We start from the raw sequence: 22,404 nt of genomic DNA, 5'->3' as shown, positions 1-22,404 counted from the left end.
ATTAAAGCATAACAACCCTCTACATTCTCTTCTCGAAGTCCTACGAGAACAGGTCGAGCTTCATCAGAGGGATTTAGGCCGAACCGTTCCAGGGAATCATCCAGATGAGCATCTTGACCATAGCGATAGCGTGTGATATCTTTGCGAATTTGATTTTGGATTTGAGTGGCCTGTTTTTCTCGCAGTTCTAAAATATCCGGGGAGGTGGGGTGAGTGAAGGGGATCGGCTTCAGTTCTGCCGCTTTCAGGGCCAATCCACCGAGTAATAGGGGAATGCCATAAAAGAATCCGGCGAGATTTAAGGTGGCGTAGTCGTTAAAATAAGCGTAGAAGCCAATCAGGGTGATCAGACCCCCGACGGATAAACCTAGGGTTCCCAGAGAAAGTTTAGCTAACATGATAGTGAGTGAATGAACGATCGCATCGGAATGGAAAATTCTATTGTCCCCTGTTGGCGATCGCACTACAACGATCTCGCCGGTTATTTTCAGGCCGATGATGGTTACCCTTGTTAATCTTTGTTAAAATAGGTCGGGTTCAAGAATGCCAGACCCGTCTGATTCGGGGATAAAGAGGGAAAAACTGCGATCGCGTTGTCAAGGGAGGCGATCGCTAATCTCGGGCATCGGTATCGTCTTTAATCAGTCGGTCGGTTACCAGGGTTTTGCCCCGAATGGGTTGCTCATTGCTACAAATGAGATAAAGAAACCCAGTTGATTTTCCCTCTATTGTACCCAGTCCTCGGCGGATCTATAGAAGCTTGACAAATGGCTGATTTTATAATATAGCAAGCTGCCGGATCTAAAACTGATCGGCATCAACAAAACTGTTTAGAGTTATATTAGCGAAAACAAGGGAAAGGCAGAATGGACGAACAGAACCTCAGAGAACGGGTGAGTGCGATCGCAGACAAACGGGAAACCCTCGTGCGTCTGTTAGAACAACCCAACTTAGGAACCCTCAGAATTGATGTGAATCAGGCGATCGAAGAACTCGACGATTTGCTGGATGAATTCAACCGCACCTTTAGCGATCGCCCGATCGCCTAAACCCGGTTTCCACTAAAGGGCGCAGTTTTTGCGCCCCTCCCCCAGAATTCCCTCACCCTTGTTGCAAGGCCATTTCCATCAAAATATTCTGAGAACTTTGGGCCATCGCATCATTCTTTCCCCGGCGTTGCAAGTAACTCCCATCGGCCTGTAACTCCCACGCTTGGCGATTATCTGCTAACATAATCCCGAGAATTTCCTGAAGATCCTTGGCCAAATCCGGGTCTTGCACCGGGGTCGTTGCCTCCACCCGCCGATTCAGGTTCCGAGGCATCCAATCCGCACTGCCAATGTACACCTCCTCGACCCCATCATTATAAAAATAAAAAATCCGGGAATGCTCTAAAAACCGCCCCACCACACTCAACACCCGGATATTTTCACTCACATTCGCCACCCCCGGACGCAAACAGCAAATCCCCCGCACAATTAAATCAATTTGCACCCCCGCCCTTGATGCTTCATAGAGCTTAATAATCATTTTTGGGTCTACCAAGGCATTCATTTTTAAAACAATTCTCCCCAGTTTCCCCTGTTTAGCATTGTCAATTTCCCGCTGCACTAAGGCCGTCATCCGTTCCCTCATATTCACCGGCGCAACTAACAAACTCCGATAGGATCGCTGTCGGGAATACCCCGTCAAATAATTAAACAAATCCGTTAAATCCGCCCCCACATCTTCCCGGCAGGTAATCAACCCCAAATCCGTATAAATTCGCGCCGTCTTCGGATTATAATTCCCCGTGCCAATATGAGCATAGCGACGGATGCCATCGGCTTCTCGACGTACCACCATCCCGACTTTGGTATGAGTTTTAAGTCCTACCAATCCATAGACCACATGAACGCCGACTTTTTCTAACTTCCGCGCCCATGAAATATTATTCTCCTCATCAAAACGCGCTTTTAATTCCACCAATACCGCCACCTGTTTGCCATTTTCTGCCGCTGCAATTAAGGCATTCACAATTGGCGAATCTCCAGAGGTCCGATAGAGGGTCATTTTAATCGCTAAGACTGCTGGATCATAAGCTGCCTGAGTAATAAATCGCTGGACTGTTGCGCTAAAAGAGTGATAGGGATGATGGATTAACAAATCCCGCGATCGGATCAACGCAAATAAATCCTCCGTCTCTTCCATATCCTCCAGATTCGGTTCCGAGGGTAGTTCTCCGAGGCGACGGAAGGCGGCGGGGACAACGGGATTCCAGGCCGGATATTTGAGGTCTGGTAGGGGTAAATCCATCAATCCCATTAAGTCTACTAACCCTAGTAATCCCTCTACTTCATACACTTCATGATGAACTAAACCCAATTCCTCCCGCAGCATTTCACGGATGGATGAGGGGATATCCGATTGGACTTCCATTCGCACCACGGAACCGCCAACTCGTCGCTTGCGAATTTCTTGTTCGATCGCCAAGAGTAAATCATCCGCTTCATCTTCTTCTAGGGCAATATCCGCGTTACGAGTCACTCGAAACGGATGATATTCCAAAATATTCATCCCCGGAAATAGAAACTCTAAATTATGGGCAATTACCTGTTCTAAGGGCGTAAAGGTCCAGGTTTGTCTCGGCCCTTCCCCACGACTGTTGTTGGAGTCTCGGGGTGCTTCGGGAATCGGCACAAATCGGGGTAAAACTTTAGGGACTTTCACCCGGGCAAAAAATTCTTCCTCGGTTTCGGGATCTTTGATGACTACAGCCAGATTCAGACTGCGGTTAGAAATGTAGGGAAAGGGATGTCCCGGATCGACGGCTAAGGGGGTGAGAACGGGGAAAATCTCTTCTTCAAAATACTGTTGCAGGTAGGTCCGCTGTTCTTGGTTGAGATCCATATAATCAAGGATCTGGATGCCATAAGCAATTAGTTGGGGACGCAGGAGTTTTTCAAAATGCTGATGTTGTTCGGCAATCATTGGATGCAGGCGATCGCCCACTTGAGCCAATTGTTGTTGAGGCGTGCGTCCATCAGGAGTCCGGGAGGAAACTCCTGCTTCAACCTGCTGTTTAAGTCCGGCAATCCGCACCATGAAATATTCATCTAAATTAGCACTGAAAATTGCTAAAAATTTCAGCCGTTCTAACAACGGAGTCCGAGGGTCAAAGGCTTCCTGTAAAACTCGGTAATTAAATTCAACCCAACTTAATTCTCGGTTGAAGTAGTATTGCTGATCTTTTAAGTTAATTTCCGGTGTTGTTTCCTGGGGTTTCTTCGTCGTTGTCATAATTCTGACCTGATGGAGCAATTATAAATGGAGTTCATCGGTAAATACAATTTATATCCCGACCCTGACTTCGACCGAATCGGGGTGGAGAGCATGAGGTCGGGTGGATCCATTGCCCACTGGGAACACCCCAGGGAGGAAAATCCTGGAAAAATGGCGGGTGCTCTCGGTGAGCTTTCCCGGGAGTGGTTTGGATGGGTAGATATATTGTGCCAAGGATGAGGTCATGATGCCACGGAATGGGCAAATCCACGACAAAAAACAGTCACGATCGCCTCGTGACTGTCTCGGATGAATCCTTTAGCAAGGGCGATCGCCCTTACTGAGTGACTCAATCTGGTTGAACCGGGATTAAGCGGCTTTTTTCATTTGTTCAGCAACAAAATCCCAGTTAATTAAGCTGCTGATGAAGGTTTCAATGTAATCAGGACGCTTGTTTTGGTAGTCCAGGTAATAAGCGTGTTCCCAAACATCAATGGTCAACAGGGGAGTGAGTCCCATTGCGATCGGGTTTTCGGCATTGCTGGTTTTGGCAACCTTCAGAGTGCCTTTATCCAACACTAACCAGGCCCAACCGCTACCAAACTGGGTTGCCGCCGCGTTGGCGAATTCTTCTTTGAATTTATCAAAACTGCCAAAGTCCGCAGCAATCTTGTCGGCGAGTGCCCCACTGGGTTTGCCACCGCCACTGGGTTTGATGCAGTTCCAGTAGAAGGTGTGGTTCCACGCTTGGGCGGCATTGTTGAAGATTCCGGCTTTAGATGAGTCATTGTAGGTGGCTTTGATCACCTCTTCAATGGATTTACTCTCCATGTCGGTGCCTTTCACCATGTCGTTGTATTTTTTGACGTAGGCTGCATGGTGTTTGTCGTGATGGAACTCCAGGGTACTCTTGGATACATGGGGTTCCAGGGCGGTGTAGTCAAACGGCAAGGGGGGAAGTTCGTAAGTCATGGTTTTATCCTCTCTCAAAGTGTTCTTAAGGGTTGCGCTGCATAGCGCTTTCTGTCGGCAGGCATTAAAAGCAAGGCACCAGAAACCGATTCAGGTATCCGGGGCGATGCCACTGTGGGTCACCCCAGGCAAATGTTCCCTGGAATGCGATCGCCACATTACGATAGGATTTTATATCAAAAGTCGGACCCAATCCAACTTCGAGATAAAAATCTACCAGAAGAGGGAGAAATCTGGATCCATTCTCCCTCCCCAAAGGACTCGCTAGGGTCAAGGTTTGGGGAGTCCAAAAAAATAAATTATCCAAGTTCTGCGGTGAAAAACTCTTCAGAGAAGCGTAGTCCGGCTTTGTCCGCAAACGCCCCACCCTTGAGGACTCTGTTGGCTCTTCAAGAAAGAGACCTCTCCCCCCACCCCACCCCACCCCTCCCCGGCCCTCCCCGAGGGGAGGGGCTTTCCGGCTCCCCTTTCCCTCTTAGGGGAGGGGGTGGGGGGGTTAGGTCTCCCGTTAACCAACTTCAGTCCTTGAGGGTGTGGGTTTTGGGTATTTTATTTTTTGCAGTTCCCTTGGATTCCCAAAGCCCTCCCCTGAGTCTTGGGGAGGGGTCCCGAGTTGGCACGAATGCGGGTAACCTCAGAAGAGGAGTGCGAGCATCTTGCTCGCTATCTTTATAGCAAACTCATTTAGACTGGCTATAGATCTATAGCATTCCTTGCCGGATTTATAACATCTGTCTTCTCCCCTCTCCCGTTCTGGGCCGCCTTATGTTGGGGGCCGCCGACGTCTTCCACAACGGCACGCAAGGATTGCTATAGACTGGTGAGGGTCAGGAAAATTCGGGTTTAATAAAAACTCCCCGTTTTCCGATAATGAACTGCCGTTACCCCTTCGGTATCCATCACTTTACCATTTTCCACCGTGGCATAAACGAGCCAATGATCTCCACATTCCATGCGGTTTTGAACCACACATTCCAGATAAGCTAGTCCATCTTTTAAAATCGGACAACCGTTGGCGCCCTCAATGGTTTCTAACCCCACAAATCGGTCTTCCCCTGGGGTAAATCGCTTCATAAAATGCCGGCGTAATTGTTTTCCTTCGGCTAGAATATTTAAGACAAATTTATCCCCGGTATGGGTGAGAGATTCCAAGGCTTGGTCTTTAGCGACGGCAACGGTTAAACCCGGAGGATTAAATGAGCCTTGGGAAACCCAGGAGGCTAACATTCCACTGATGACATCCCCCCGTTTGGCGGAAAGGACGCATAAAGACCCGACAATTCGACCGACAGCTTGGGCCGTGCGATCGCTGGCTGCACCTGTGGTCAAGGAAGATCTGGCAGTCCGTCGTTTCTGCGATCGCTTCAAATTTTGGGCAAAATCAATGGCGGCTTCTTCGCAAGCTTGCAAGCTCACATCCGTGGGTTTAAACTTCACCCGAATCGGGTCAAATCCAAACTGATAACCGGCATCGGTTAACTTACTTTCCAACAGGTCGATCGCTTCTCCACTCCACCCAAATGACCCAAATACTCCGGCCAATTTACTGGTAGATACGGTTTTCAAAATAATCCCCAAAGCCGTTTGAATTTGGGTCGGTGCATGGCCTCCTAGGGTGGGAGAACCAATAATAAATCCATCGCATTTTTCTACAGCCGCTTGAATTTCCGATGGTTCGGCTTGTTCACAATTCAGAAAGTCCACCGCCACTCCCGCTTTCGTTAACCCTTTGGCGATCGCCTGTCCCACGGTGGCTGTATTCCCATAAGCTGAAGCATAAACTAAAGCCACCGTAAAATCCTGAGACTTTTGCAAATTACTCCAGGACCGATACAATTGCGTGAGTTCTTGCTTCCCATATAACACTAACGGTCCGTGACCCGGTGCATACAATTTCACCTCGGGTAATTCGGCAATTTTATCCAAACCCGAAATCACTTGTTTGGCCTGGGGTGCGTGTAAACAATCATAGTAAAACCGTCGGTCTTCACTATAAATTGCCCAACCTTCATCAAAAATCTGGTCTCCGCAAACGTGAGCACCAAAGAATTTATCGGTAAACAGAATTTTGGTTTTGGGGTCGTAAGTTAACAGTTCATCCGGCCATTTGGGAGTGGGAGTGGCGATCAATTGTAACTGATGTCCTTGACCTAAATCTAAGGTGTCTTCTCCCCGAACTACCCAAATATTTAAGTCTTTGGTTTCAAAGAATTGGCGCAAGGCGATCGCCCCTGGATTAGTACAAACAAATTGCAGTTGCGGCGCCAGACTCAATAGCGCTTTAATCGTCTCCCCCCGATTAGCATTGAAATGTCCCAAAATGACATAATCAATCTGGGAAAGGTCAATCCGCGCTTGCAGCGACTCTAAATAATTTTCGGTAAAAGATTCCCCGGGTGGGTCGATTAGGGCAGTTTTATCCCCTTGAATTAAAAAAGAGTTGGCGGTGGTTCCTTTGGCTAGGGAATATTCTACCTCAAATTTCAGGCGGTCCCAAGTGCGCGATCGCATCACTCGGGTCTCTTCTGCAATCAGGATTATCTGAACATCACGTTGTTTAGTCGTTGTTTCTATCATGAGTGAGGAATGCGCTAAGACAGTTTGCTTAAAACAATTAGAGTGATTCCTCATTTCTAACCCTTGTCCAGAAATGAGGAATTAATTCGCTTACCTTGCTCATTTCTCCAGGAGAGGATTTCGCCTTATGAGTGCTAGGAAACCGGGTTTCTTGACCCCAATCTCTGTCACTGAACCGTAAATTCTTGACAGAAACCCAGTTTCTAGTCCCCTGTATCTAATCCGGCGATTCTCCAGGGAAAAATGAGCAATTGCATCGGTTTAATAATGATTGCCGACTTTGCGATGGTGGATCGCAGGTAAGGCATCGGGATTGGAGACTCGGCCATTGTCTACTTGGCTATACACGATCCAGTGATCGGTACATTCCATGCGACTGATGACTTGGCATTCGAGATAGGCGAGGGCTTCACTGAGAATCGGACTGCCGTTGTTCGCACCTTGGGTTTTGATTCCGGCAAAGCGATCGGCCCCCGGGGGGAAGCGTTTTAGGAAGTGTTTCATCAGTCCTTGATAGTTGTCTTCGTCCAGGACATTGAGCACGAAGGTATCGCCGACGTGCATTAAGGCTTCGATCGCCCGGTCTTTGGCAACGGCGATGCTAATACCCAGGGGTTCAAAACTGGCTTGAGTCACCCAGGAAGCTAACATCGCACTACTCACATCCCCTTTCTGGGCGGTGATGATATACAATCCCCCGCTAATCCGCCCCAAGGCTTTATCCAGTTCGCTATCTAAGGATTTCATCTGTTTGATGGCTTTTTTCAGGGTCAGTAACTGTCCCATGTCGGTTCCGGCTTCATCGCACAGTTGATAGGTGGCTTCTGTGGGGTTTTCTTTGACGATAATATTGGGAAATGCCTGTTTTAGCCCGAGTTCTTGGAATTTAACGGCGAGGGGATAGATGGATTGGTCGTTACCGCCACCGGATTCAAAGAGTCCGATCACCTGTTTGTTATTGGCGGCCACTAAAATGGTCCCGATCGCCGCTTCTGCATTCTCTGCACCAGGTCCCGTTAAAGGCGGTGCACCCAGGGCAATTCCCGAGGCGATACTCACCAGTTCTCGCACTTCCTGGGGTTCTGCCGATCGCAGGTCCATCATTTCTACGTTGACGGCGGTTTTGGTCATCCCGTGGGCCACTGCTTGTCCGAGGCGATCGCTATAGCCATAATCGGAAAAGTAAAACACCGCCACGGTGGTTTCGGCCTTGGTTTGGTCCTGACTCCACTGTTTGTATCGTCCGGTGAGTTCTCCGACATTATGCCGCAGCAGGGGTCCGTGGCCGGTGGCGATCGTGCTAATTTTGTCCACTTCCGGCATCCGCTTCATGGCACTCAGGACCGATCGCGCATTTGGGGCCATCAAACATTCATAATAAAAGTGATAATCCGCTTCAATTTCACTTAAATTTTCATCGAAGGTTTGATCGGAACAATAGTGCATTCCAAAGGCATCGCAGGTAAATAGAATCTGCGTTTTGGCATCGTAGGTAAAGATGGTATCCGGCCAGTGCAAATTCGGGGCATTGACAAATTCTAGGACGTGACCGTTACCTAAATCTAGGGTATCCCCATTTTTGACAATTAAACGTTTAAAGGGTTGATGGACTAAGTTTTCTAAAAACTGAATAGCAACTTTGGCCCCGACAATGGTGATATCTGGGGCGAGTGCTAATACATCTTTAACTAATCCACTATGATCCGGTTCGGTATGACTGATGATCAGGTAATCGATTTGAGTCGGGTCGATTTCCTGGCACAGGGTCGGCAGATAGGACTCGCGGAATTTGGCATGGGAGGTATCCACCAAGGCAGTCTGACTCCCCCGAATCAGAAAGGAATTATAGGTGGTCCCGTTTTGCAGGCCAAATTCGATATCGAACCGATCGCGGTCCCAATCCAAACAGCGAATTGCTGTGGTTTCGGTGGCGATTTCCCCGGTGGCGATCGTCAGTCTCGGTTGTACTCTGTCGGTGACGGCTACCATTGAGTGGCCTCCTTTTATTGTCGATGTTAGGGTTTGCTTTCTTCTGATATTGTTACATATTTTAACGATTAGTTTTTATCGAAAAATATATAGTAATCATAAGCGTTACCAATCAACGAGTTTCTCCCGGAATCCCTGTGTTATAATTAAGGATTAATTTCCTAGAGCAAAGGCAAGGGAATGCTTGCTCTAGGAATAGTGACGACTTGCGGGATGGATGTGCGGAATGGTTTTATTTCCCTTCAAGCATTTTGATGGGCAGTTCTAGAATAAACTCTGTCCCGTCCCCTTCGCTGATGCAGCGAATCTTGCCGTTATGACCTTTGACAATAATTTGATAGCACAGAGATAGACCTAAACCAGTGCCTTTACCGACGGGTTTTGTGGTAAAAAAGGGATTGAAAATTTCGTCCTGAATCTCTTGGGCAATTCCCGGACCATTATCTTTAATGGAAATGCTCACCCAATTGGGATAGGGTTCGCAAATCTTCAGGGTCAGTTCACCCTCTGTCCCTGGATTAGAGGCGATCGCATCTAATGCATTATCAATCAAGTTAAAAAACACTTGATTCATCTGGGCGGGATGGCATTCAACTCGCCCTGGAACATGATAATGTTTGTGAATTTTTAACTCCGGGGAGAATCGATGTTGCAACATCGATAAACTGCTTTCCAGACCTTCACTGAGATTCACAGGTTTAACCCCTGCTTCATCTAACCGGGAAAAGTTCCGCAAGTTTTGGACAATTTTGCGAATGCGATCGCTTCCTTGCTGCATGGAAGAAATTAGGTTCGGCGAATCGGACCGAATATAGTCCAAATCCACCTCTTCATTAAGCTGTGCAATTTCTTCAGGAATTTTTGAAGCTTCACCTTCATAAATATCTACAGCTTTTTTCAAGGCTTCTACATATTCCTGGATGTAGAATAAATTGGCATGAACAAAATTATTGGCATTATTAATTTCATGGGCAACTCCAGCGACCAACTGTCCCAAACTTGACAATTTTTCGCTTTGAATGAGTTGTTGTTGGGTGGCTTTGAGCTCATTTAAAGTCAGTTCTAATTCTTCAGCCTGAGCTTGATATTGGGTCGCAGAATCCTGCACTTTTTGGTACAGTTCGGCTTGGGAGATAGCAATGGCCATCTGATCACCCAACTGTTCTAATAGTTCGATTTCTCCTTGCTTCCAATGGCGGGTTGAATGACATTCATGGGCAATCAATAATCCCCAGAGATACCCGGGCATATTGATGGGAACGATTAAATTTGCCTTGACTTGCAATTGCTCTAAAAAATCTGCATGGCAAGTATTTAATCCGGAATTGTGGATATCATCGATCGCCCGAATTCGCCCTTGTTTGTAGAGTTTGGCATGGTCGGTTTTAAAACAATTATCCGCCACAATTCCGCCAAAAATCGAGGGCCAAGGCACATGAAGGTCTTCGACCACGATTTCCCCGGCCCAGTCTTCCAAAAAGCGGTAAATCACCACCCGGTCAGTATTCAGGAGTTTCCGGACTCCCCGGACTGCGGTGTTTAAAACGGTATTCAGGTCCAATGTACTGCGAATTTGGTTGGTAATCAGGCGCAGTAAGGATTCCCGTTGTGCGGCAGCGCGGGTGGCACTGTACAATTGGGCTTGGTTAATGGCGATCGCCAGTTGGGAGGCTACCCCTTCTAAAAGGTCTTGTTCCCATTGCGACCATTCCCGTTCGCGATCGCACTGATGCAGTCCGATAATCCCATTGACTTTCCCCTGGTAAGAGGTGGCGATCGCCAGCATGGACTTAATTCCGAGTGCCTGCACCAGTTGTCTTGTTTCTTCCCCCAAACTGGGAAACTCTAAAAACCGCGTCACGGCTAGGGGTCCCGACTGCGACATCAACCGATGTAAGTGGGGATTATCCGCCAACGGCACTCGGGTTCCCAGTTGGCTGGTGTAATCATCCGTCTTATACTCTCCTCGGGTGATTAACCAGTCCCCCTCTTCCGATTCGTTGACTAAAATGCTGACTCGACTACAGTTGAACGTTTCCCCTAACAAATGACAGGCGGCTTGCAGCACTTCATCTAAATCCAGGGTACTGCGAACCTGATTATTGATCTCGTTGAGCAATTGAGACATCTGGACTTCTCTGTGGAGTTCCCGGGGGTGTAAATCTTGTATCTCCATACTTTCTTTGTAGGCCTCTGTCGCCTCGTGAATAGACCAACGGACTTGCGGGATTGATAAATCAGGTTTCGGCCATGTACAGTAGGGGGCTTGTTCTTTTATATACATAAAATTTTATCGCAGGGGGCCAACATAAATCAATGAAGCAGATGCAGCTATTCTGTTATCTTAACAAATTTTTACAAAAATTTAAGGTGATTTGAGAATTGTTGTTGAAATAAATAAAAAAAATTGCTATAATGGGTAAGCTATTTTTTCAATTTATAATCGATTCATCTCTATTTGATTATAAGCGACTTTAAGCGGACGTAAACAGCAGGGGAATGCAGGGCCACCCTACCATGAGCAAAACTGCCACCGAATCCGGAAGTGATCACCACAACTGGCTGGCCTTAAGCATTGGCAATTCGAGACTACATTGGGCCTGGTTTAAGGGAGAGATTTGCAAACAGGTGTGGCACAGCCCGCATTTAGACCAATCTGCCGGGTCCAAGCTCATTCATGCCTGGAACCGGGGAGAGTTGTGGTGTGGGGGGATAGAGTTTCCTGGTCCGCCAGAGTTTGAGGAGATCGCCCCCAACCCCCCCCTGTGGATCGCCTGCGTCGTTCCCCAACAGTTAGCGCTTTGGCAGTCTTACCAGAGATTCAACCTGATTACCCTAGCGGATTTGCCCCTGTTAGGACTCTATCCCACCTTGGGAATCGATCGCGCCTTGGCCTTAGTGGGGGCAGCAACCGAATCCGGTTGGCCGGTTTTGGTCGTGGATGCGGGAACCGCCCTCACCTTGACCGGGGCGGATCCCGAGGGCCGATTAGTCGGAGGGGCAATTCTCCCGGGGTTTGGGTTACAACTCCAATCGTTATCGGAAAACACCGCCGCCTTACCCCGGGTAACATTTCCGACCAGCTTACCCCCACGCTGGGCCTTAACCACTGCTGAGGCGATCGCCTCTGGAGTGATTTATGGGATTGGGTCCGGGGTGCGAGACTTTATCAATGACTGGAAAGAACGCTTTCCCACCTCTGCTGTGGTCATCACTGGGGGAGGGGGGGAAATTCTGCTGAGATATCTCCAGGAGAGTGCGTCGGAGATGGCAAAACAGGCGATCGCCATGCCGAATCTGATTTTTTCCGGCATCCGCTGCATCAAACAACAGCAGTCCGGGTAAACCTTAGCCGGACTGCTGTTTAAGCCTCTATATTAGAAATAAAATCTCGAATCTGTTGGGCGACGAGATCCGGGAGTTCCTCGGGTAAATTAGAATTGGCCTCGGGAATACGGCGTAAATCCGCATCAGCGATCGCCCGATGGTAGGTTTCCGATAAGGCGACTGCCGTCGGAGTATCGAGATCGCCAATTAAAATCAAAACCGGAATTTTCAGCCAACTCAAACGGTCCTGCAACAACTCCGCTTCAATTTCACTGGCGCGACGTTGGAAGAAAATCTGACAAGCTACCCCAAATTTTTGCAAGCGATCGGCATTTAACAACGCTTGATGCATAACTTGGTGCAAGCGCCACATTCTGGCGATGGGAAACAGGACCGATTGTAGCCTACGAATCAACGGTAACGCCTGAATCCAAAGGCGAGTCCGGAACCAGCGCTTTTTCAAGCCCTTCACCTGGACCCCTTCCGGTGCCAGCAAGATTAAACCAGACACAACTTCGGGATATTTCAAGGCGTAACTCGCTGCCACCCAAGCGCCGAGAGAGTGCCCCACCAGATAAACCGGGCCTGGGTTTAGGGTTTCCAGAAATTCGTGTAAACATTCCACTTCCAGGGCGATCGAGTAGTGGATATTCGGCTGTTCCGACTCACCGAACCCGAGTAAATCTAAGGCAAAACAGTGATAATTGGCCCGCAGGCGATCAATCACCGGCACCCATTGAGCGCTATCGCTCCACGAACCATGCAAAAATACTAGAGCGAGTCCCTCCTGGCCGACTTCACGCCAGAACAGTTGGCCTTGGGACAGTTTGATTCGGGAATTGCGGAGCGGTAGAGTCATCCTGAGTCCTTGAAACGCAGCCGTATCGAGTTAAGGGTTTTTATGAGGCCGGAGGAGTGGAGGCTTACCGTTGAAAGAAGGAAACCCGAGGCAACTCCTTGTGCGCCCAAATCAGGCTACCACGCTCCCCGACCAAATTAAGCGACCGCAGTCACACCATTAAGAAAGTCTTGTAATTGGCGATCGTGGTCATGGGATAGCTGACCTAGGGGGAGAGAATCCCGGTCAAATGCCTTGACTTCCAGAATTTCAGCCGGATCGTAGATTTTCATCTCTCCCTGGACCTGTGCCGCGACGACAACACAGATCGAATGAATCCGGGGATCGCGATCGGGGGCGGAATAAATTCCCACTAGGCGACCCACTTCAGTTACTTCTAGGCCCGTTTCTTCCGTAAGTTCCCGTTTTAAGGTATTGGGAATATCTTCCCCCCAGTCCACCATGCCTCCGGGTAGACCCCACTTGCCATTATCACGACGCCGGATCAACACGATTTGACCGTTGGCTAACAGCGGAATAATGCTAATTCCGAGGACGGGATGTCGAAACACAATCCCGAGTACGGCTTGAGTAAAATGCCATAAGCGCTTCATAAATCACATAATCCTGGATTCAATGACCACCACCCAGACTGTATTTTTCTACCCCGATCGCCTTGTTGTTTCGGCTTGATCTGACTCCCTCCCTCTGCTCCATAACCGAACATGAACGCTCAAGACCCCTTGGACTGTAGGCAAAGGATGAAAACGTTGCTAACCCGTCCTGATTTTAACTTACAACCGGCTAGAATCATCATCGTTGATGAGTCTACAGGATTTCAAGACAACAAATCTTGACTTTCCAAAGTTCGTAGTCACGACTTCAGTCGTTCCCCCCATCCCCATCGAGGCACCCAAGGAGGGGATAGCTCTTTACTGTTATCATGGATTCAGTGCTACGCCAGTTCGGTCATGCCTGAGATTGAGATTCCATAGAACTCAGCTACAGTCTTTGTCGAGACCAATTCGAGAAATTGTGCGTTCCCTGGCATAAAATAGTGGATCGGATTCATCCTTCAGTAGCAGGGGGTCAACCGCCCCATCCAAAAGAGACTAACCGGATGATGGGCGATCGCTTACTTTCTTTCGGGAGAAAGGTTCTCATCTCAACCCGAATTGATGGGATTGAGCCTATCCCCATCCGAAATGGATGAGGTGGGTTTCACCCACTGTTGAAACTGCTCGGATATCGGGTGGGAGTGCTAACCCTCACCCCAGCTTTCAGGAATTCAGTCCCCTTGCCCTGTTTGTTCTAACTCTTGATTGTGCAATTGACAACTGTGCAATCAATGGAGCGATCGCCGGGGGCAGCCTGTATTTCGCGGCGATCGCTCCCGAGAGCTACCCTAGAGCCAAGAGTCATTTTTGTTGTTTATCCATGAGGTCCATAATAATGGCAAAACGTCGCAATCCCAAAAAAGAAAAAGCACAACGGAACAAAGCTTATGCTCGCCAATTCCGCAAACCGACTAATTCCGGTCGCTTTTTCAAGAACCGTAACTCTAACATGAGTGGCAACCGTGACGAAAACAGCGAAAACAACACAGAAGGGGAAGATAACTAACTGAATTCTCTGGGATTTAGACCTCAGTCAAGGAAGAGTTTATCCCCCGATGAAGTTGGGCTAATCAAGAGAATAAAGTGCGGTTGAGTCACGGATTTTTGAGAGATTTGGGAGAGTAAAAGGGAGTCGAAGTGGAGGGCCAGTTGCCAAAGAGGTGACTGGCAACTTTGTACTCCCGGGTTATGAAGCCAGAAAAATCGAGCCGTTGCATGGAGAACATCCTCTAACCTCGCAACTCGAATCCCCCAGTGGGAAAAACATCGGTTCCGAGTGGGCGATCGCCATTATATTGCCCACTACCGAATTTTTCTGTGATTCCGAGGCGATCGCCTGCCTAGATTCAGTCCTCCACAGGCTTCTTGAGGGCTGGTCAAACCCTTAAATGTGGGGTAAATCCACGATAATGTTGCCCATTCGCTACGTCAACTCGGGCCAATTCAACCCCTTTCAAATTCTCCACCTCACCAGAAGAGATTCCCTGAAAAACTGACTGAAATAATTCGTTAAAACTTTATAAAAAATCGGTTTTCTGCCTCCTAAAATTCGTTAAAACTTTATAAAAATGGGTTTCCTGGACTACAGAAATCGGATAAAATCTGGATGAAACCTAACCCAGAAGAGGAGAGAGAACAGGAGAGAAAACAGGGGGTATCCAGGGAAGGAGGGGAAACTTCACGGACCCCATCAAAATGTGGGGATGGGGTCAAAACGCCTCAATCCCCAGGAAAACTTCAATCCCTGCAATCGCTTTTGCTGCTCAAGAATACCCGTAAAAGTTAGTAAACGGGGAATGGACGCGATCGGGCCAATGTTCTGACCCACTGAGTGCTTCCCTGGGACAGATAGCCTCAATCTGTTCCGGTTGGGACTGATGAAAAAGGGTCCTATCCAGGAGTAAAGTAAAAGAAAAGCAACAGCGTTTGTCCCTTCAAGGGGTAGGGAAAAATCGCGATAGCGAAACAGGCGCTGCGTCTGTTGTATGCAGAGAAACGGCTCATAGAGCGGCACGGAGTAAAAAAAAGCAATGGCAAATCATCCAACTCAGCCAGTCCATGCTCAGGCGGCGATCGCGGATATCGAAGCAAGAATCGATACCCTCACCACGGCTGTAAAACAGGGACAGCCCGGATTAGAGCAGGTCATCAAGGCATTAAAGGACGAATCAGAACCCGTGCAGCGTGCGGCCTATTTGCTGCTGCGAAATCGGACCGAACTAGAGGTTCGCAAAGCCTTACAAGACTATAACCCCTATCGCTTTTTTAAGTGCATCCGCACGATGGGAGGACATTCCAGCCGGATTTATTCCGTGGCGATTAGTCCCAATGGCTGGTTGGTAGCCAGTGGCAGCAATGACAATACCATTAAACTCTGGAATCTGGAAACCGGAGAAGAACTGGGCATTCTCAGTGGACATTCCGATTGGGTGGATTCCGTCGCCTTTAGTCCCGATGGTCGTTTCCTCGCCAGTGGCAGTGGAGATGCTACCCTCAAACTCTGGACAATTGATCCGGAAAACTCTCCCCAAATAGCTACCCTCAAACAGACTTTCACCGGCCATTCCCGGTGGGTTACCTCGGTCACCTTTAGTCCTGATAGCCAACTCCTGGTTTCCGGTTCCAAGGACAATACAATTAAACTGTGGAATATTGAGAGTGGGGAAGAAGTTAGAACCCTAGAGGGTCATTACGACTGGGTATATTCTGTCGCTTTCAGTCCCAATGGCAAACAGTTAGTTAGTGGCGGAGACAGCACTGTTAAATTATGGAATCTTGACACCGGGGAAGAATTACAGACCTTTGCCGGACATCGCGACTGGGTGTATTCCGTCGCCTTTAGTCCCGATGGACAGCGGATTGCCAGTGGGAGTGAAGATGGCACGATTAAACTGTGGAGTGTGAGTGACCATCAGGCGATCGCCACCCTCACCGGCCATACTGCGGGAGTCAACGCTGTCACCTTCAGTCTGGAGGGACGGTTGCTGATCAGTGCCAGTGCCGATGATACGGTGAAACTCTGGAATGTAGAAACCGGGAAAATACCCGAAGATTCAGCCTTAAAAATCCTCAGAGGACATGGAGAGTGGGTCAGTTCCCTGGCGATCGCCCCCGATGGTCGTCGGTTAATCAGCGGCAGTGGCGATCGCACCCTGAAAGTCTGGAGTTTAGAAACCGGCGAAGAACTGCGGATCCTGGGAGGAGACGCAGAGTGGGTTGATTCCGTCGTCTTTACCCCCGATGGTCAAATGGTCGGCAGTGGCAGTGGCGCAGACACCGCCAAATGGAACCTGCATAGTGGCGAAGAGTTGCGATCGCTCAGTGGCATCTCTAGCTGGGTCGAAGACATCGCCGTCAGTCCCGACGGCAGTCGCGTCGCCAGTGGCAGTGAAGATGGTCTCGTTAAAATCTGGAGTCTCAACAGTGGCGTCCTCGCCATCCTCCTCTCCGGACATACCGAAGGCGTCTGGTCCGTCACCTTCAGTCCCGATAGCAAACTCCTCGCCTCCGGCAGTGGCGATGAAACCATCAAAATCTGGAACCTGCAAACCGGCAAAGAAATTCGCACCCTACGCGGTCATTCCTATCGCGTCGATGCCGTCGCCATACATCCCAAGCTTCCCATTTTAGCCAGTGGGTCCGCCGATGAAACTATCAAACTCTGGAACCTGAACACCGGAGTAGAAATTAGCACCTTAGAAGGCCATTCCGACGCCGTATCCTCGGTCCTGTTCAGTCCCGATGGGCAATCTTTAGCCAGTAGCAGCATGGATGGCACCATCAAACTCTGGAACTGGAATACCTCCGAAGAACTCAGCACCCTAGAGGGTCATGCCGATGCGGTTAATTCTATCAGCTTTAGTCCCACCGGCAAAACCATCGCTAGTGGCTGTGAAGATGGCACTATTAAACTCTGGAACTTGAGTACCTATGAGGAACGCGGTACCCTTTCGGCTCATTCAGAACCCGTTAATTCCGTCGCCTTCAGTCGCGATGGCTATCAACTGGTGAGTGGTAGTGCAGACAGTAACCTCAAAATCTGGCATCTGCGAACTGGAAAAGAATTCCGGATGTTTTCAGGCCATTCTAACTGGGTGAATGCCGTCGCCTTCAGTCCCTCAACTTCCCATTTCATCGTCAGCGGCAGCGCCGATGGGACGGTCAAAGTCTGGGGAGTGGAGTGAGGAGATTGGGGGAGATTGGGAGGATGGGGAGGAGGACCCCCATCCCCAATCTCTTACAAGAGTAGGTTTTTTACGCTCATAGTGATTTGCCTTTCTATTAACTTCAGCGACGGTCCCCGGACCTTGGCAAGGTCCGGGTTAGGGTGGGGTCCTCTGGACGTGGCGATCGCCTGAGTTACGCACTCAAAGGAAGCGATCGCGCCTGTATGGAGGCGGGTGCCAACCTCTTTCTACGCGCAAGTGCGATCGCACGTCACTATGACCCCACCCTAACCCGGACCTTGCCAAGGTCCGGGGACCGTTCGTAAAAACCTACTCTTGTAAGATCCCCAATCCACCCAATCTCCCCCATCCAACCCATTCCATCACCAATGAACGGAATGTGCCTGAACCGGGGGTTTAACTGCTACATTCTCTTGGCGATTTTCTTTTAACTGGCGGAACTTACAGCGATCGCCTCCGTAGCCGGTTGGCATGACGAGGCGTTTGTAATCCGTGGTGAGGTCGAAGTTAACCTGGTTTAAATCCGCATGATAGAAATTCACACAGTTGAGAGAGGCATTCTCAAAACAAGCCTCACTTAAACAGGCTTCTACAAAAAAAGTACCCAACAAATGAGCATCTCTGAAATTTGCTCCGGCTAAATTGGCTTGTTTTAGGAACGTTCCCAGCAAAAAGGTCTCAGAAAAGTTAGCTTTAGTGAGATGGGAATAGGCCAAGTCCGCAGCAGTGAGATTAGCCCCCGTGAAATTGGCCTTGGGTAACTGGACCTCGATTAACCTGGCCCCGGTTAAATTGGCTTCGCTGAAATTCGGTCCCTGAGCATCTTCCCGGCCTAAAATGAGACCATTGAGGATTCCCCCGGAGAGGTTCGCGCAGGTAAAGTTGGCTTCACCAACGATCGCATGAGAGAGTTCAACCCCACTCAGATTGCAATAAGAAAGGTTCGCCCGAGTGAGATCCGCACCGCTGAGGTCTGCATTGCTCAAATCGGCACCGCTGAGATCGGCCCCGACGAGATCAACGCCCATGAGATTCATATAGGGCAAGGAAGCCCCTCGTAGATCTAAACCACTGAGATCCAATAGCAAAAAGTCACGTTGTCCGGCTTCATAATGATTCAGCAGGTCCTGAGCACTCATTCGTTTCATAGGTTGCCCTTACTACGGTTGCGCGATCGCGGGGTCTGCACAAATTCATCAAACCCCCAAGGGCCTGAATCGGCAAACACCACCCTCTTTCCTTGCGCGAAAATCGTGCTGTATCCGGACTTTTTGGCCTTCTCACTCGGTTTGAGGTCAATGGCGATCGCCGCTTGAGTGACCCACGCCCTCTCCGTTTGTAGGGGCGATTCGAGAATCGCTTCTACATTTAGGGCTGGTTTTCTACAGGGGAATCGACAATGTATTGATTCGCTGGGGAATTTGACGGTAGGGGTTCCATCCGTCCGGCATGGACTAAACTTTGATAAATCAAGGCAGCAGCGGAGCCCCGACTCAGAAATTCGTTGGGGTTGAGGATTGATGGATCGGGATAATTGACCACGATATTAGCTTGGGTTGCGGCTAAGATGGGGTCGGTTGCCTCGGAGGGGATGCGATCGGCATCAGTATAATAGGCGGTTAAATCCGGTGTCGGTTGTTCGGTGACAAAGGATTGTTGAGTGGGTTCCTCGACGGAGGGTCCCGGTTGTGCCGGAGGTTGGGCGTTGGCTCGCTGAATTAATAAGAACGGCTGCATCATGGCTGTAAACGCCAGGGGAAAGGCGAGTTGCCGTTTGGCAACCGGGCGTCTCGTCCGACGTGAGGGAGTGCGATCGCCCACTTGATACGCCGTAGCTGCTGGACGAACCTGCACCAATTGTAAACCTTGTGCTAACGAGGTGATCGCTTCTGCTCTCGTCATTTCTCGCCGGGGATAAAATAACTGATTATTAGAAAAAGCGTCCAGAAAACCGCCTTGATAGGCTTCCTCGATCGCCGGAACCGCCCAATAATTTTTGGGCACATCATTAAACTTACTGCCACTGGAAATTTGGCGTTTCTCGGTCACATCAAAGGCTTGGCGAATGAGGGCAGCAAACTCATCCCGCTCGATATTTTGAGTCGGTCTAAAGGTTCCATCCGGATATCCTATCACAATGTCTTCTTGCGCTAACCCTTCAATAAACGGACTGGCCCAATAATTGGGTTCGACATCCGGAAAAGAGCTTTGTTGTTGCGGTTGTTGTTGCCGTTGTTGACCCTGTGCCGAAGCCGTTTCTACCTTCCACAGATCCGGAACCATCACCCCGGCAGTTACGCCGAGAAAAATAGAACTGAGGATGGCAACGGGCCATTTCAATGAAAAATTCATAATTAATAGTCTCCTGATTTCTACTGCTGACTGCTTAAACTGGGGAATCAATCAGTCATTAATCCATAATTGTGAGAAAATCATAGGGTGTAAACGGACAGATTCTTATATTATATAGGCCGATTCAAGGAGTCCGATTCTAACAAACATTAAGGAGGGGGAGAGCAGCCCCTCCCACTCCCCTGAAAATTTCCAACTCATCAAATCAGATATTGCTTGATATTGCTGATTGCACTGAATCTCGCTCTATCTCACCTGGGTTGATTCATTCCCAAGCGTGAATCAATCATGAATTGCGTTTAGCGGCGCTTGCTATCCTCAACAACTGGATTTCCTTCGCGCTTGACTTCTAATTCTTCGCTACGCAGAGTTTCTTCGGATTGAACTGTGTTCCGTTCAACTTCTTTGTGAATTTCGACTTCCTCTCGCACGAAGGCTTCTTTGTGAATGTCGGCATTCTCTTGATACACTTCGACACGAGCAATTTCAGTGTCGTCAAAAGCCGCTTCACCGGCAACCAAATTCTGCTCAGTTCCTACCAATTCCCGGGCTTCTACGACAACTTTTTCATTTTCAACGGGTATAGCTATCTTTGCTTGTTCAGTAACGACTTTTTTGCTGACTAGAACTTCCCCGGTTTTTTCGCGGTGTTTGTGCGCGACGAGGCGTTCTTCATACAGCTTGAGTTTTTTATGATCCTGATCGGTTGTATTGTAGAGAGAAGGCTCGCGATCGTAACTATAATGCTCGTCATCAGCGACGACGCGATCGCTTGAACGGTTAGTCGTCGGGCGGTTTGGAGTCTGGGGAATCGTCGGAGGCATCACTTGGCGACCCGCTGCGGTTGCCGCTACACCGGCCCCTTCTACCGGGGGACTGTCTTCTACTGCGGCAGAAGTTCCTACGTTAGGAACGGCATAAACCGATCGCACATTTTGCTCGTAATGGCGATCGACTACGGTATGTTCATTGTATTCCGGCAGTCGTTCGGCTTGGTCTTTGGTTTCGAGCCCCATCGCATAGATCCGGTTGTGCTCGTTATCGACTCGGCAACGCCCGATGGGAATCAACACCCGTTTTCCAAACACCCAAAATCCTGTATCGATGACGAGATAACGAAAATAGCCGGATTCATCGACTAAAGCATCATCAACGTGACCGATTTTTTCATCGTTGTTTCCCGCATAAACGTCATAGCCTTTAATATCATCTCCATCAAATAAATCGTTCTGGTAGTTGGGATAAAAATCCTCAAGTTTGTAAAGCGTCACGGTCATCTCCTTAAAGTTAAAGTTTTGTTACATTTATCTTCTATATCTCTATATTATAAAAAATAATAGCTTGTACCCTCTACCTGACGATTGAGTTTTGGTCGGTTATCATCGGGTTAACTTATATCCTTAGATAGAGAGATAAACCAGCAAATCTGCCCTACAGTAAGTCCATATTGATGTAGGCATTCCCAGCAGTGTCAGCATTTTGATTAAAAAAAAATTAACTGAAGTAGGGTAAGGGAGAGATAGTAACCATGACTTATGGAAATCGCAGTGGCGTCAATATTGCCGAACCAGCCATGATGCCAACCCCCGTGGTCGATTACCACGATCGCGTCCGGTGGGGTCCAATTTTTGCGGGGATCGTGATCGCCCTGAGTACCCAATTGGTATTAAGTGCTCTGGGCGTGGCGATCGGGATGAGCCTGGGTGCAGCAGATGCCCAAGCCGACCCCAATGCTCTTGGTTTGGGAGTAGGAATTTGGTCCATTATTAGTTTATTTATTGCCCTACTTGTCGGGTCTTGGATCATGGCCCGTACTTGTGGACCAATGAATAAAAATACAGCCCTATTGAACGGAGCAATTTTGTGGGCAACCACCTTAGCACTCAGTTCATGGTTACTAGCGAGTGGTGTATCCGGAACCTTCGGGATTGTGATGGTAAATGCGGGAGACATTGCCGATCGCGTGAATGTACCCCCAGGAACACAAAATCTCACACCGGCTGAGGCCCGTACTATCGCAGACAATGTGGCCCGGGCCGGTTGGTCATTTTTATTTGGTTCCTTGTTAGGGTTAGTAGCGTCCTTAATTGGCGCGACCCTCGGTGCTCGGAGTCCTAGAACGGTTGTATAAAAATAGCGTCTAACACAAGAGAAACACGTTAGGGCTGGTAGCCTCGCGCTCTAAAGAAGCTATGTGGAAAGCCCACGCGAGCGGTTTTAACCGCCTATCGCATTTTTCTGCAATGCTCTACTCTTATAGGGTATCATTAGGCACAGACAAGTT

19 protein-coding genes are annotated in these 22,404 nt (G+C 48.9%); 8 read left to right on the top strand and 11 right to left on the bottom strand.

Annotated elements, in window-relative coordinates:
• A partial coding sequence (locus J0895_RS23260) for a DUF2854 domain-containing protein (protein WP_207090373.1) occupies positions 1-398 on the bottom strand: 398 nt, incomplete at its 3' end.
• A 468-nt stretch (positions 399-866) separates the two neighbouring features.
• Here J0895_RS23260 and J0895_RS23255 point away from each other — a divergent pair.
• Complete coding sequence (locus tag J0895_RS23255) at positions 867-1,049, top strand: hypothetical protein (RefSeq protein WP_207090372.1); 183 nt, start codon at positions 867-869, stop codon at positions 1,047-1,049.
• A 52-nt stretch (positions 1,050-1,101) separates the two neighbouring features.
• Here the strand turns inward: J0895_RS23255 and ppk1 are convergent, their stop codons facing one another.
• Positions 1,102-3,279, bottom strand: coding sequence for a polyphosphate kinase 1 (ppk1, locus tag J0895_RS23250; protein ID WP_207090371.1), 2,178 nt, complete (start codon positions 3,277-3,279; stop codon positions 1,102-1,104).
• A gap of 351 nt (positions 3,280-3,630) precedes the next feature.
• Positions 3,631-4,233, bottom strand: coding sequence for a superoxide dismutase (locus tag J0895_RS23245; RefSeq protein ID WP_207090370.1), 603 nt, complete (start codon positions 4,231-4,233; stop codon positions 3,631-3,633).
• Here J0895_RS23245 and J0895_RS23240 point away from each other — a divergent pair.
• Positions 4,232-4,501 carry a hypothetical protein gene (locus J0895_RS23240; RefSeq protein ID WP_207090369.1) on the top strand — a complete coding sequence of 90 codons (270 nt, stop codon included), beginning with the start codon at positions 4,232-4,234 and terminating at the stop codon, positions 4,499-4,501. The two genes, J0895_RS23245 and J0895_RS23240, sit on opposite strands and share 2 nt — an antisense overlap.
• A 575-nt stretch (positions 4,502-5,076) precedes the next feature.
• On the opposite strand, the gene J0895_RS23235 is transcribed toward J0895_RS23240, so the two are convergent.
• The 3 genes from J0895_RS23235 to J0895_RS23225 form a co-directional block, all read right to left on the bottom strand.
• Positions 5,077-6,810, bottom strand: a complete 1,734-nt coding sequence (locus J0895_RS23235) for a diflavin flavoprotein (RefSeq protein WP_207090368.1) — start codon at positions 6,808-6,810, stop codon at positions 5,077-5,079.
• A 261-nt stretch (positions 6,811-7,071) separates the two neighbouring features.
• Entirely contained in the window at positions 7,072-8,799 is a 1,728-nt protein-coding gene (locus J0895_RS23230) for a diflavin flavoprotein (RefSeq protein WP_207090367.1), read from the bottom strand.
• Between the two features lie 232 nt (positions 8,800-9,031).
• Positions 9,032-11,083 (bottom strand): GAF domain-containing sensor histidine kinase, encoded by a 2,052-nt coding sequence (locus J0895_RS23225; RefSeq protein WP_207090366.1) that lies wholly within the window; start codon positions 11,081-11,083, stop codon positions 9,032-9,034.
• Positions 11,084-11,316: 233 nt separating this feature from the next.
• Between J0895_RS23225 and J0895_RS23220 the strand changes: the two genes are divergently transcribed.
• Positions 11,317-12,144: a pantothenate kinase gene (locus J0895_RS23220; RefSeq protein ID WP_242541538.1), complete on the top strand. Its 828-nt coding sequence runs from the start codon at positions 11,317-11,319 to the stop codon at positions 12,142-12,144.
• A 19-nt stretch (positions 12,145-12,163) separates the two neighbouring features.
• Here the strand turns inward: J0895_RS23220 and J0895_RS23215 are convergent, their stop codons facing one another.
• Both J0895_RS23215 and J0895_RS23210 read right to left on the bottom strand, forming a co-directional pair.
• Positions 12,164-12,985, bottom strand: a complete 822-nt coding sequence (locus J0895_RS23215; RefSeq protein WP_207090364.1) for an alpha/beta fold hydrolase — start codon at positions 12,983-12,985, stop codon at positions 12,164-12,166.
• Between the two features lie 137 nt (positions 12,986-13,122).
• Positions 13,123-13,578, bottom strand: a complete 456-nt coding sequence (locus J0895_RS23210) for an NUDIX hydrolase (RefSeq protein ID WP_207090363.1) — start codon at positions 13,576-13,578, stop codon at positions 13,123-13,125.
• Between the two features lie 838 nt (positions 13,579-14,416).
• On the opposite strand from J0895_RS23210, the gene J0895_RS23205 reads away from it, so the two are divergent.
• The 4 genes from J0895_RS23205 to J0895_RS23190 all read left to right on the top strand — a co-directional run bounded on the left by J0895_RS23205 (position 14,417) and on the right by J0895_RS23190 (position 18,073).
• Positions 14,417-14,587, top strand: coding sequence for a hypothetical protein (locus J0895_RS23205; RefSeq protein WP_207090362.1), 171 nt, complete (start codon positions 14,417-14,419; stop codon positions 14,585-14,587).
• Between the two features lie 154 nt (positions 14,588-14,741).
• Positions 14,742-14,969 carry a hypothetical protein gene (locus J0895_RS23200; protein WP_207090361.1) on the top strand — a complete coding sequence of 76 codons (228 nt, stop codon included), beginning with the start codon at positions 14,742-14,744 and terminating at the stop codon, positions 14,967-14,969.
• A 642-nt stretch (positions 14,970-15,611) separates the two neighbouring features.
• Complete coding sequence (locus tag J0895_RS23195; RefSeq protein WP_207090360.1) at positions 15,612-17,765, top strand: WD40 repeat domain-containing protein; 2,154 nt, start codon at positions 15,612-15,614, stop codon at positions 17,763-17,765.
• Between the two features lie 143 nt (positions 17,766-17,908).
• Positions 17,909-18,073 carry a hypothetical protein gene (locus J0895_RS23190; RefSeq protein WP_207090359.1) on the top strand — a complete coding sequence of 55 codons (165 nt, stop codon included), beginning with the start codon at positions 17,909-17,911 and terminating at the stop codon, positions 18,071-18,073.
• A gap of 57 nt (positions 18,074-18,130) precedes the next feature.
• Here the strand turns inward: J0895_RS23190 and J0895_RS23185 are convergent, their stop codons facing one another.
• From J0895_RS23185 to J0895_RS23175, 3 genes are all read right to left on the bottom strand, one after another.
• On the bottom strand, positions 18,131-18,916 hold the full coding sequence (locus J0895_RS23185; RefSeq protein WP_207090358.1) for a pentapeptide repeat-containing protein: 786 nt from the start codon (positions 18,914-18,916) through the stop codon (positions 18,131-18,133).
• 220 nt (positions 18,917-19,136) lie between these two features.
• The gene (locus tag J0895_RS23180) at positions 19,137-20,120 is read right to left on the bottom strand and encodes an S-layer homology domain-containing protein (RefSeq protein ID WP_207090357.1); all 984 of its coding nucleotides are present in this window, start codon (positions 20,118-20,120) and stop codon (positions 19,137-19,139) included.
• A gap of 299 nt (positions 20,121-20,419) precedes the next feature.
• Positions 20,420-21,397 carry a DUF2382 domain-containing protein gene (locus tag J0895_RS23175; RefSeq protein WP_242541537.1) on the bottom strand — a complete coding sequence of 326 codons (978 nt, stop codon included), beginning with the start codon at positions 21,395-21,397 and terminating at the stop codon, positions 20,420-20,422.
• A gap of 251 nt (positions 21,398-21,648) precedes the next feature.
• On the opposite strand from J0895_RS23175, the gene J0895_RS23170 reads away from it, so the two are divergent.
• A complete protein-coding gene (locus J0895_RS23170; protein WP_207090355.1) occupies positions 21,649-22,251 on the top strand; it encodes a hypothetical protein in 603 nt (200 codons plus the stop codon).
• Positions 22,252-22,404 lie beyond the last annotated feature (153 nt).

Source organism: Phormidium pseudopriestleyi FRX01 (assembly GCF_017313335.1).
GTDB lineage: Bacteria > Cyanobacteriota > Cyanobacteriia > Cyanobacteriales > Laspinemataceae > Laspinema > Laspinema pseudopriestleyi.
The sequence above is the reverse complement of the archived record's forward strand: the minus strand, read 5'-3'. Positions and strand labels throughout refer to the sequence as shown.